7 protein-coding genes and 1 pseudogene are annotated in these 12,782 nt (G+C 67.0%); 5 read left to right on the plus strand and 3 right to left on the minus strand.

What is annotated here, in order from left to right:
• The first annotated feature begins 428 nt into the window (after positions 1-428).
• On the plus strand, positions 429-1,874 hold the full coding sequence (locus CFB40_RS25420; RefSeq protein ID WP_089427431.1) for a sialidase family protein: 1,446 nt from the start codon (positions 429-431) through the stop codon (positions 1,872-1,874).
• A gap of 69 nt (positions 1,875-1,943) precedes the next feature.
• On the opposite strand, the gene adhP is transcribed toward CFB40_RS25420, so the two are convergent.
• Entirely contained in the window at positions 1,944-2,972 is a 1,029-nt protein-coding gene (adhP, locus tag CFB40_RS25425; RefSeq protein WP_089427430.1) for an alcohol dehydrogenase AdhP, read from the minus strand.
• Between the two features lie 579 nt (positions 2,973-3,551).
• Between adhP and CFB40_RS25430 the strand changes: the two genes are divergently transcribed.
• The 4 genes from CFB40_RS25430 (at position 3,552) to otsA (ending at position 9,771) form a co-directional block, all read left to right on the plus strand.
• Positions 3,552-5,630 carry a TonB-dependent receptor gene (locus CFB40_RS25430; RefSeq protein WP_256976898.1) on the plus strand — a complete coding sequence of 693 codons (2,079 nt, stop codon included), beginning with the start codon at positions 3,552-3,554 and terminating at the stop codon, positions 5,628-5,630.
• Positions 5,631-6,096: 466 nt separating this feature from the next.
• Complete coding sequence (locus tag CFB40_RS25435) at positions 6,097-7,716, plus strand: methyl-accepting chemotaxis protein (protein ID WP_089427428.1); 1,620 nt, start codon at positions 6,097-6,099, stop codon at positions 7,714-7,716.
• A 111-nt stretch (positions 7,717-7,827) separates the two neighbouring features.
• On the plus strand, positions 7,828-8,034 hold the full coding sequence (locus tag CFB40_RS25440) for a hypothetical protein (protein ID WP_174974261.1): 207 nt from the start codon (positions 7,828-7,830) through the stop codon (positions 8,032-8,034).
• Positions 8,035-8,364: 330 nt separating this feature from the next.
• Complete coding sequence (gene otsA, locus CFB40_RS25445) at positions 8,365-9,771, plus strand: alpha,alpha-trehalose-phosphate synthase (UDP-forming) (RefSeq protein WP_089427426.1); 1,407 nt, start codon at positions 8,365-8,367, stop codon at positions 9,769-9,771.
• A gap of 16 nt (positions 9,772-9,787) precedes the next feature.
• On the opposite strand, the gene CFB40_RS25450 is transcribed toward otsA, so the two are convergent.
• On the minus strand, positions 9,788-10,255 hold the full coding sequence (locus CFB40_RS25450; protein ID WP_089432727.1) for an OsmC family protein: 468 nt from the start codon (positions 10,253-10,255) through the stop codon (positions 9,788-9,790).
• A gap of 83 nt (positions 10,256-10,338) precedes the next feature.
• Positions 10,339-12,314, minus strand: a pseudogene (gene ftsH / locus CFB40_RS25455) (ATP-dependent zinc metalloprotease FtsH).
• Positions 12,315-12,782 lie beyond the last annotated feature (468 nt).

Below are 12,782 nucleotides of genomic sequence, written 5' to 3' on the forward strand. Positions count from 1 at the left end.
TCACCGGCCCCATCGAAAGCGATTCCGATTCGCATTTTCGATTCGATTTTCATGCCGCCTCGACGGCATTTTTTGCGCGCCCGCCGCCCTCTTCCGGCAACGCTTTCCGGCTACGCACTGTTACAAAAAACTGCCTGCCGGGTGGCAATCGAATCGCCTACATTGCAATCCACCTCGACACATTCGTCGCCTGCCCGGGCAAGTCTTCCCGCCCGGTCGACATCGCAGACACACCCGACAATCAATGAAAATGAAAAGGAGTCTTAACCGAAGTGCTGGCGGCATCCAGCATACGCGGATTGCGATGACCGAAGCGGCATCCTGAACGACACGTATCGGCCTGATGCGCGGCAGACGACGCCGCGCGCCGGATCGCGCCGCCGCGTCGTGCTGCGCCATCGCACCCGCACGTCAACGAGGAGCAGTCCATGCGACGCATGATCGTGTCCCACTCGCTTGTCACCCGCCTGTCCGCCGCGATGGCGATGGCCGCCGCTGCCGCGGCGCACGCCGATCCCGTCGTCGTGTCCGGCCCGAGCCCGTTCGCCGCCTGCACCATCGGCGGCCCCGGCACCAACTACGTGAACGCCGAAGTCGAGCCGTGGCTATCGGTCAACCCTGCCAACCCGATGAACATGATCGGCGTGTGGCAGCAGGACCGCTGGTCGAACGGCGGCGCCCACGGGCTCGTCGCCGGCTACACGTTCGACGGCGGCGCGACCTGGGCACGCACGCCGCAGCCGTTCAGCGCATGCGCGCCGGGCGGGCTCAAGTACGAGCGCGCGTCCGATCCGTGGGTCTCGTTCGGGCCGGACGGCACCGCGTACTCGGTGTCGATTTCGTTCAACCAGTCGAACAACAGCAATGCGGTTGCCGCGTCGGTTTCGTCCGACGGCGGCCAGACCTGGAGCAGCCCGGCCGTGCTGATCGCGAACGACGAGCCGACGACGCAGTTCTTCAACGACAAGGAATCGGTCACCGCGAACCCGGTGAAGGCCGGCACGGCGTATGCGGTATGGGACCGCCTCGAGCTGCCGAACGGCAACCCGTACGCGAACCTGCACACGAAGGCATTCCGCGGCCCGACGCTGTTCTCGAAGACGACCGACGGCGGCAAGACGTGGAGCGCCCCGAAAGTGATCGTCAACGTGCCTTCACGCCAGCAGACGATCGGCAACCAGATCGTGGTCGATCCGAGGAACGGCACGCTCTACGATTTCTTCGACCTGATCCAGCCACCGTTCAGCAAGGCGGCCGGCAAGGTCGCGTTCATCAAGTCGACCGACGACGGCGCAACGTGGACGAAACCGCAGGTGATCGCCGGCCTGCAGACGGTCGGCGTCACGGATCCGGTCACCGGCGAACCGGTGCGCACCGGCGACATCATTCCGGAACCCGCGATCGATCCCGCGTCGGGGCAGCTGTACGTCGTGTGGCAGGACAGCCGCTTCAACGGCGGCACGTACGACGAGATTGCGGTATCGACGTCGAAGGACGGCGGCGCGACCTGGAGCGCGCCACAACAGTTGAACACGCCGACCGGGCGCCCCGCGTTCAATCCGTCGGTGCGCGTCGACAACACGGGGGCCGTGATGGTCACGTACTACGACTTCCGCGACCTGCAGGCCGGCAACACCACGACGCTGCCGACCGGCTTCTGGCGCAAGATCTCGCATGACGGCGGCACCACGTTCACCGACGAGCGGCGTGTCGGCGGCCCGTTCGACATGAAGCTCGCGCCCAACGCCGAAGGTTTCTTCATCGGCGACTACCAGGGGCTCGACGTGCTTCCATCGTCGTCGTTCCATCCGTTCTTCGTCCAGACCAACGCGGGCAACCTGACGAACCGCACCGACGTGTTCTTCGCACCATGACACTGGCATGACCGCCACGCCGTCGCACGACGCGATGCGTCGCGCGGCGGCGTGGGCGTGTTCACGGCATCAATGCATGTCGGTCAGCACGATGCGCCCGTCGACCTTGCCTTCGCGCAGCTTCGCGAACACGTCGTTGATGTTGCCGAGCCGGTCGCGATGGATATGCGCGCGCACCAGGCCATCGGCCGCGAAGTCGAGCGATTCCTGCAGGTCGCGCCGCGTACCGACGATCGACCCGCGCACGGTGATGCCGTTCAGCACGGTCGAGAAGATCGGCAACGGGAAATCGCCCGGCGGCAAGCCGTTGAGCGCCACCGTGCCGCCGCGCCGCACCATCCCGAGCGCCTGCGCGAACGCGCTGCGCGACACGGCCGTGACGAGCACGCCGTGCGCACCGCCGATCTCCTTCTGGATCACCTTGGCCGGATCGTCGGTCGACGCGTCGATCGTCAGTTCCGCGCCGAGCTGCCGCGCCAGCGCGAGCTTGTCGGGTGATATGTCGATGGCCGCGACGTGCAGGCCCATCGCACGCGCATACTGCACGGCCACGTGCCCGAGGCCGCCGATGCCGGAGATCGCGAGCCACTGGCCCGGGCGCGTATCGGTGACGCGAATGCCCTTGTAGACGGTGACACCCGCGCACAGGATCGGCGCGATCTCGTCGAACGTAACCTGCGCGGGCAAATGGCCGACGTAGTCGGGATCGGCCAGCACGTATTCCGCGTAGCTGCCGTTCACCGAATAGCCGGTGTTCTGCTGGCCGTGGCACAGCGTTTCCCAGCCCGTGTGGCAGTACTCGCAATGGCCGCAGGCCGTGTAGAGCCACGGCACGCCCACGCGATCCCCCTCGCGCACGTGCGTGACGCCCGCACCGACCGCCGCGACGATGCCCACGCCTTCATGCCCCGGAATGAACGGCAACGTCGGCTTGACCGGCCAGTCGCCATCTGCGGCGTGCAGATCGGTATGGCACACGCCCGACGCCTTGATGTTGACGAGGATCTGGCCGGGCCCCGGCGTCGGCACGGGCACTTCCTCGATGCGCAGCGGTTCGCCGAATGCGTGCACGACGGCCGCTTTCATGGTTTGGGTCATGGGTCGCTCCTGCCTGGTCAATGAGCGATCCAGTATCCGGTTTCGGAATCGGACGACGTTGATACGCATCAACCCGCGGGGCAATGCACGGCGATGGCCACCGCTACAAGGCGTCGCACCGTCGCGCGACGCGAAATCGCGCTGGCTCCCGACTCAGGAGCGGCGGTCCGCGCCCGCTGCATCGATCAGCGCAGGGCTGCTTCGGGCGGGCCGCTTCGACGGACACCGACGCGGGCAACACGCACCGGGCCGGCGAATCGGCAACGCGTCGGCATGCGCATCGCGTCCTCCGGTTCAGGCGAGCGTTCCGAACACCGCGCAGACGGTTTCCGCTCCCGCCGCCATTTCCCCCGTCCGACAGAAACCCGACAGGATCCCGCCATCCGGCTTGGATTTTGAGATGATATAACATATCATTTCGCGTGCTCGTCCGCCTGACGCCGTTCTACTGTGGGCGGCCGAGCCTCGCCGAGCCATGTTCCAACGGGTCACTGCGCGTCGCTGACGCAACAATATATCGTATCCAGCCGTGACCTGCATCGCTCGTTATCCGATCCGATTCCAACCGATTCACCGACCATGCGCGACCTCCCTCGTCTACCGCTTCGCCCGCTCTCGTCCCTTTCGCTGATGCTGTTCGCCGCCGTCGCGCACGCGCAGACCGAGCCGCCCGCCGGGTCCGGCACGCCGCCGACCACCACGCTCGCCCCGATCTTCGTGACCGCGAACCCGCTCGGCGACAACGAACTGATCGCGCCGACCGCCCAGCTATCCGGCGATGCGCTGACGCGCCGCCAGGCCGATTCGCTCGGCGAAACGCTGAACGGGCTGCCCGGCGTGTCGACCACCACCTACGGGCCGATGGTCGGCCGCCCGATCATCCGCGGGATGGATGGCGACCGGATCCGGCTGCTGCAGAACGGCGTCGCGGCGTACGACGCGTCGTCGCTGTCGTACGACCACGCGGTGCCGCAGGACCCGCTGTCGATCGAACGCATCGAGATCGTGCGCGGCCCGGCTGCGCTGCTGTACGGCGGCAATGCGGTGGGCGGCGTCGTCAACACGATCGACAACCGGATTCCGCGCGAAGCGATCCAGGGTGTGACGGGGGCGCTCGACGCGCGCTACGGCGGCGCGAACTCGGTGCGCGCGGGCGCCGCGCAGGTCGAAGGCGGCAACGGCCGCTTCGCGTTCCACGTCGATGCGTTCGACCGCGAGACGAGCAAGCTGCGGATTCCCGGCTACGCGCGCAGCAGCGCACAACGCGCGATCGACGGCCCCGACGCGCCGCAGCCGTACGGCAACGTACCGAACAGCGACGGCCGCGTGCACGGCGGCGCGGTGGGCGCGTCGTACACGTGGGCGGACGGTTTCGCGGGCCTGTCCTACAGCGGCTACGAATCGAACTACGGCTCCGTCGCGGAAAGCGACGTGCGGCTGCGGATGCGCCAGGAGCGCCTCGCGCTCGCGTCCGAGGTGCGCAACCTGAGCGGGCCGTTCACGAAGCTGAAATTCGACTTCGCGTACACCGACTACCGTCACAAGGAAGTCAACAACGGCGAAACCGCGACCACCTTCCGCAATCGCGGCTACGAGGCGCGCATCGAGGCAACGCATCGCAAGATCGGCCCGTTCGAAGGCGCGATCGGCGTGCAGTTCGGCCAGAACACGTTCTCCGCGCTCGGCGACGAATTGCTCGTGCCATCCACGCGCACCAACAGCGTCGCGCTGTTCGGCCTCGAGGAATGGCAGGTCGTCCCGGCGCTGAAGCTGAGCCTCGGCGGCCGCTTCGAACACGTGAAGGTCGATCCCGATCCGGCCGGCGTCGAGAAATTCGCGGGGGCGCAGCCGCGCGAATTCAACGCGGGCAGCCTGTCGGCCGGCGCCCTGTTCTCGCTGACACCCGTGTGGTCGGTGGCGGCCAACGTCGCATACACCGAACGCGCGCCGACCTTCTACGAGCTGTATTCGAACGGCCCGCACGACGCGACCGGCCAGTTCCTGATCGGCAACCCGAACGCGTCGAAGGAAAAGGCCGTATCGACCGACCTGTCGCTGCGCTATGCGAGCGGGCCGAACCGTGGCAGCGTCGGCGTGTTCTACAACCGCTTCTCGAACTACCTGACCGAGTACAACACCGGCCGCGTCGTGAACGGCGACGACGAACCCGTCGCGCCCGGCACCGACGGCGCGCTGAACGAAGCGATCTATCGCGGCGTGCGCGCCGAGTTCTACGGCATCGAGCTCGACGGCAAGTGGCGCGCGTTCGCGCGGCGCGGCCATACTGTCGACCTGGAGCTGACCGCCGACTACACGCATGCGCGCAACGTCGACACGGGCCAGCCGCTGCCGCGCATCGCGCCGCTGCGCGCGACGCTCGCGGCCGACTACGGCTACGGCCCGTTCGGCGCGCGTGCGCAAGTCACGCACGCGTGGTCGCAGCATCGCGTGCCCGACAACGATCTTTCGACGGACGGCTACACGTCGCTCGGCGTGATGCTGACGTACAAGTTCCGCGTCGGCCCGACGCACTGGCTCGCGTACCTGCGCGGCGACAACCTGACGAACCAGGAGATCCGCTATTCGACGTCGGTCGTGCGCGGCTTCGCGCCGCAAGGCGGCCGCAGCGTGATGGCCGGGTTGCGCACCACGTTCTGACCCTCTCACGGTCCGCGGCGCCCGCCGCGGGCCTCTCTCCGGCGCCCCCCCTGCGCCGCGAGTTCCATTGATCCGCCATTACCGCCAATTTCGCGGCATTCGCCGACGACGCGCACCAGTTCCCTCCCCAATTAATTCGAAACCCAATTCCAATATTCACCCATAAATCGAAACAGATTCATCAGACAATTATTAGCAAAACAAGTGTTTTTGTTTCACCCATGAAAACCGGTTTCGAATTCCACGTATAAACCTTTTAATTACGGGCACTCCGCCGATTTTTGATCAAAATCAGGAGCGCCCGTCTGGCAACGATTCCAGCGCTAAAAAAACTAATATCAGGGTTTTCGACGGGTAAAGAATCATCCCGGATACCCGTTAATGCCGGCACGAGCCCGTATCTGGTCGAACAATAAATTCAATTCGTCAACCACACGCACAGAGGCACACTGTGAAAATCGCCAGAATGAGCATCAAAACAAAACTCCTTGGCGGCTTCGGCCTGCTCGCCGCGGTCGTCGTGATCGTGTCGGGCATGGCACTCAAGGCGCTATCCGATACGAACGCCGAATTTTCCCGCTACATGAACGGCATCAATGCGCGGGCGACCGTTTCCGCGCAAATCCGCACCGCGGTCGACCGGCGCGCGATCGCCGCGCGCAACCTCGTGCTCGTGACCAAACCATCCGACGTCGAGCTCGAACTGGCCGAGGTCAACCAGGCGCACAAGGACGTGCAGGATCACCTCGCGAAGCTCAAGGACCTGATGGCGAACGCGACGGACACCTCCGATCGCGCGCGCGAACTGGTGGCCGACATCGTCCGTATCGAAACCAGCTACGGGCCCGTCGCCCTGCGCATCGTCGGGCTCGCGCAGGCCGGCAAGAAAGACGAGGCGACCGCCGACATCGACGGCAACTGCCGGCCACTGCTCGCGCAACTGGTGCGCGCAACCGATGCATACGCAACCTATACGCATGAGCGCGAGCTCGCGATCGCGCAGCAATTCGCGGATCGCTATGCGATGGAGCGCAACCTGCTGGCCGGCATCTGCCTGATCGCCGTCGCGGTCGCGGCATGCGGCGGCCTGTGGCTGACGCGCAAGATCACGGTGCCGATCGGCTCGGCCGTGGACGTCGCGCGCACGGTCGCGAACGGCGATCTCGGCAGCCGCATCAACGTGAGCGGCAACGACGAGACGCGCGATCTGCTCGACGCGCTGCGAACGATGAACGAGCGGCTGATCGGCATCGTCGGCCGCGTGCGCGATTCGTCGAACAGCATCGCGCACGCGGTCAGCGAGATCGCATCGGGCAACCTCGACCTGAGCCAGCGCACCGAGGAACAGGCCGCGTCGCTGCAGGAAACCGCCGCGACGATGGAGGAATTCACGTCGACGGTGCGCCTGAACGCGGAGAACGCGCAACAGGCCAGCTCGCTCGCCGCGAACGCATCGGACGTCGCGCAGCGCGGCAGCGCGGTGGTCGGTCGCGTGGTCGACACGATGACGGAGATCGGCCAAAGCTCGTCGAAGATCGCGGACATCACGGGCATCATCGAAGGCATCGCGTTCCAGACCAACATCCTTGCGCTGAACGCGGCCGTCGAAGCCGCGCGTGCGGGCGAACAGGGGCGCGGCTTCGCGGTGGTCGCCAGTGAAGTGCGCAGCCTCGCGCAACGTTCGTCGACGGCGGCGAAGGAGATCAAGGAACTGATCTCCGCGTCGGTGCAGACGATCCGCGACGGCTCCGAACTCGCGGGCGAAGCCGGCAAGACGATGTCGGACGTCACGCAGGCCGTCGCGCGCGTGACGGACATCATGGGCGAGATCGCGGCCGCGTCGGCCGAGCAGAGCCGCGGCATCGACCAGGTGAACCTGACGATCACGCAGATGGACGAGACGACCCAGCAGAACGCGGCGCTCGTCGAGCAGGCCGCGGCCGCATCGAAGTCGCTCGAGGCGCAAGGCCACGAGCTGTCCGAAACGGTTGCCGCGTTCCGGATGCCGTCCGGCACGCACGTGGCGTCGCTGGGCGAGTACGCGCAAGCGCCCGCCGTGCAGCACTGGCAACCGGCCACTGCGTAACCTCGGAACCGCGTAACCGCGTAACCGATACCGCAAGGAGACGACGATGCGCCCGCTGTTCCGCCGATCCGCCTGCATCACGCTTGCGCGCACCGCGCGATGCGCGGCCGCATGCGGCACGCGGTGCAGTTGCATATCGTCGCCGTCCGGCGCGGCCGGTTCGCCTGCACGACGTCGCGCGTGCGCGGCACGCCTGCACGTCGCTTGGTGTCGCTCGCGCGTCGGCGCAGCCACGGCATCGCCGGTCCCTTCCACCGACCGGCGCGGGCCGCGCGCGCACGTCATGAAATGCACATCGTCACGCTCGATCGCGCGTGACGTGCGCGCTTGCGCATCACGCGGCGCACGCTGAATGGCCAGCGCTGCGCAAGTTTCGGTCCCGCCCATGTTTCTCACGTTGCCATACCGGCGTCATGGAGATCGCGCTGCATTCGCACGTGCGTCGCGCGCCGATGCAGACTTTTAAAACAGCCGAATGACGAGTATGCTTAAAAAAGCACTCCGCGATCGGACTGCGAGTCGCGTGCCCTGACTCCCGACCGATCGCATTGCGGCCCCGTCGCTGCGCGCACCGCGCGTCGATGGCGGCGTCTGCTTCTCGCGCCACGGCCGCACGAACCCTTCCCTCAACAATCGTCAGGAGAGCTGGTGAGCCGACTCGTCGTCGTATCCAATCGCATTGCAGATCCCCGTAAAGCCGCGGCCGGCGGGCTCGCCGTCGCCGTGAAGGACAGCCTGCAGGAATCCGGCGGCGTCTGGTTCGGCTGGAGCGGGAGGCTACGCGGCGGCGACGACCAGCCTGCGCACGGCGACGAGGTGCAGATCCAGAACGTCGGCGGCATCCAGCTCGCGACGATCGATCTCGACCCGCAGGATTACGACGCGTACTACCTCGGTTATTCGAACAACGTGCTGTGGCCGGTGTTTCACTACCGGCTCGATCTCGCGCAGTTCGACCGCCGCTTCGCCGACGGCTACCGGCGCGTGAACCAGCTGTTCGCGCGCAAGCTGCGCACGCTGCTGCGCCCCGACGACACCATCTGGGTCCACGACTACCAGCTGATTCCGCTCGCCGCCGAGCTGCGCGCGATGGGCTGCACGAATCCGATCGGCTTCTTCCTGCACATTCCGATGCCGCCGCCGCCGATCATGGCCGCGATCCCGGAACACGAATGGCTGATGCGTTCGCTGTTCGCCTACGATCTCGTCGGCTTCCAGACCGAGTCGGATCTGCTTCACTTCGAGCATTACGTCGAAGCGGAAGCCGGCGCCGCGCGGCTGCCCGACGGCCGCCTGCGCGCGTTCGGCCGCACGCTGTCGGCCGGCGCATTCCCGATCGGCATCAACGTCGACGAGTTCGAATCGCTCGCGCGCGATCGCGACGGCCTCGACATGTTCGAGCGAATGCGCGATGAATACTCGCGCCGCCAGTTGCTGGTCGGCGTCGACCGCCTCGACTACACGAAGGGGCTGCCGCAACGCGTGCATGCATTCCGCCAATTGCTCGAGCAATATCCGGAGAACCGCAACCGCGCGACGCTGATCCAGATCGCCGCGCCGAGCCGCGAGGATCTCGGCGCATACGACGACCTGCGGCGCGAGATGGACAGCCTGTGCGGCGCGATAAACGGCGACTACGGCGAACTCGAATGGATGCCGATGCGCTACATTCACCGCACCGTCGCGCGCAAGCGCCTGCCGGGCCTCTACCGCGCGAGCCGCGTTGCGCTCGTCACGCCGCTGCGCGACGGGATGAACCTCGTCGCGAAGGAATTTCTCGCCGCGCAGGATGCCGCCGATCCGGGCGTGCTCGTGCTGTCGCGTTTCGCCGGCGCGGCCGAGCAGTTGAAGTCGGCACTGCTCGTCAATCCGTACGACACGCAAGGCACCGCGCAGGCGATCCAGCGCGCGCTCACGATGCCGCTCGAAGAGCGCCGCCAGCGCCACGCGGCGCTGATGGCGATCGTGCGCAAGACCGACGTGCACTGGTGGCGCACGCGCTTTCTCAACGCGCTCGCTGAGGCCGCCGAAGTCGCGGCCGCGACCGAATCCTGACCCACCTGACGCGCGTTCACGCGTCCGTCGTCGCGCGTTCGAGCACCGCGCCGTTCACGTCGCACAAGTCGATCGACACCGGAATGCCTTCGCGCAGGCTCTCCGTCAGTACGCAGTACGCATCGAACTGATCGAGCATACGCGTCGCGACCGCGAGATCGGCCCACGTCTTGCCGATCGACAGCCGTACCGACATCGCGCCCACGCGCACCCGGCCCGCTTCGTTCTGCACCATGTCGACGTCGATATGCGCGGCAATCGGCTGCGGATCGACATGCTGCTTTTCCAGCGCGAACTGCAGGCTCGCCGCGAGACAGGTTGCAACGGCCGCGGCCAATAACCGGATCGGGTTCGGCCCGCGCCCGTCGCCGTGCGGCGGCGGTTCGTCCGTGAGCACCGGCGCCAGCGTCGTGCCGGCAAATACCACTTCGAAACAGAAACGCGCCTGCTGCGCGACATCGACCGATACGTGCGCCTCGCTCATGGCGACTCCGTGGAGATCAACGGGGAAAGGAATGACGGCACGCAGTCGCTTCGACGCGCGCCGCTCGCCGATTCATGGCATCTTCAGCGCTCGGGTTCGCGTGGCGGCCCGTACGCGACGAAATCGCGCTCGATTGAGGACGCCTGCTCTGTCTCGACCGCGCCGTCGCGTGCGCCGGCTGCGTCGTCCGGCGCCGGCGTCGTGGCGGACGACGGTTCGGCGCGCCCGTCGATCAGCGCCTGCAGCGCATCACGTTCGAGCACTTCGCATTGCAGCAGCCGGCGCGCGATGCGTTCCAGCGCATCGCGACGTTCGCCGAGCGTGGCCGCGACGCGGGCATGCGCGTCGGTCAGCAACGTATGCACCTCGTCGTCGATCATCCGCGCGGTGTGCTCGCTGCAGCGGCCGTCGCCCGCATGCCATACGCCCGGCATGCCGGTACACGTGTCGCCGTCATCGAAAGTCACGAGCCCGATCTTCTCGCTCATCCCGTACTGCATGACCATGTGGCGCGCCATCGCGGTCGCGCGCTCGAGATCGTTCTGCGCGCCCGTCGACACGTCGCCGAACACGAGTTCCTCGGCAGCACGGCCGCCGAGCAGCGCATCGATCCGGTCGAGCAGCTCGCTTCGGCGCAATACGTAGCGATCCTCGGTCGGCACCTGCTGCGTGTAGCCGAGCGCCGCGACACCGCGCGGAATGATCGACACCTTCTTCACCGGATCGCAATGGGTGCGGCTTTCCGCGACGAGCGCGTGGCCGGCCTCGTGATACGCGATGGTCAGCTTCTCCTGTGCGTTCATCACGCGGCTCTTGCGCTCGAGGCCCGTCAACGCGCGGTCGATCGCCTCGTCGAAGTCGGCCATGCCGATTGCCTGCTTGCCGAGTTCGGCCGCATGCAGCGCGGCCTCGTTGACGACGTTCGCGAGATCCGCGCCGACGAAGCCCGGCGTGCGCGACGCGAGTTCGCCGAGATCGACGTCGTCCGCGAGTTTCACGCGCTTCACGTGCACGCCGAGGATCTGCCTTCGGCCATTCACGTCGGGCCGGTCGATCGCGATGTGACGATCGAAGCGGCCCGGCCGCAGCAGCGCGGGATCGAGGATCTCCGGCCGGTTCGTCGCGGCCATGATGATCACGCCGGAACCGGCCTGGAAGCCGTCCATCTCGACGAGCAACTGATTGAGCGTCTGCTCGCGTCGTCGTTGCCTGACATCGGGCCGACGCCGCGCACCTTGCCGAGCGCATCGAGCTCGTCGACGAACACGATGCACGGCGCCTTCTGCTGCGCCTGCTCGAACAGGTCGCGCACGCGCGCCGCGCCCACCCCGACGAACATCTCGACGAACGCCGAGCCGCTGATCGAGAAGAACGGCACGGCCGCCTCGCCGGCCACCGCGCGCGCGAGCAGCGTCTTGCCGGTGCCCGGTGCGCCGACCACGAGCACGCCCTTCGGGATCTTGCCGCCGAGCCGCTGGTAGCGGTCGGGGTTGCGCAGGAACGCGACGAGCTGCTGCAGCTCGGCCTTCGCTTCGTCTATGCCCGCGATATCGTCGAACGTGATGCCGGTTTCCTGCTGCACGTACACCCGCGCGCGGCTCTTGCCCATCCCGGTGAAATCCTGCAGCCCGCCGCGCCTGCGCAGCATCATGTTCCAGATGAACACGAACAGCACGAGCGGCAGCAGCCACGACGCAAGCGATGCAACCCAGCTCGTGTCGGGCGCACCGTGATAGCGGATGCCGGCGGCGGTCAGCGTGTCGGTCAGGTGCTCGTCGGTCACGCGGTTGGTCGTGAAGTGCCACGGCGCGCCGGCCTGCCGCACGGCCGCGGCTTCGGATGCCGGCAGCATCGTGCCGGCCTGCGGCATCTTCAGCGTGCCTGAGATCGATACGGGGCCGACTTCGAGATCGTCGACGAGCCGGGCGGCGACGAGCTGGTGGAAATCGCTGTACGCGATCGGCGCCGACGTCGGGCGCAGCATCAGCAACTGCGCGGCGAACAGCACGAAGAAGCCCGCCGCGATCAACAATCCCGGGTAGTCGAATTTCCTGTCCATGGCGTCGGGCCGGACGTGCGCGCTACGCTTGCGTTGCGCGGCACGGCGGACGGGTGCGGGCACGCGCGCAGCCGGCGCGCGCCGTCGGCGGCCATGCGGAAGCGGCATTCATGCGCGCCATCGTCGCCTCGCTTCATCGCCTCGTTCGTCGCATCAATGGCTCCGCGGCGACGCCGTCGGCCGGCGCCGCCGCGCAATCCTCGCCCGGGCGGCACGCTTGCGACGCGCCGCCCCTGAATCCAGTCTAGTTCGCGCGCGGGCGTCGCGCATGGCCCGAGACGCGCGTCGAATCGTCCGACAAACACCTTTCATCCGCCCCCGTTGCCGCGTTATAGTCGCATTCGTGACATTTTTGTGACAGATGCATCGCACCAGCCCATCCGTAACCGGGGCCGTTGCTTTCCATCCCGCGGCGCGGCAGCCTGTGCGACGCCGCCGCGCATCACGCCCCCGTCCACCCGCCCATTC

This window comes from Burkholderia sp. AU31652 (assembly GCF_002223155.1).
GTDB lineage: Bacteria > Pseudomonadota > Gammaproteobacteria > Burkholderiales > Burkholderiaceae > Burkholderia.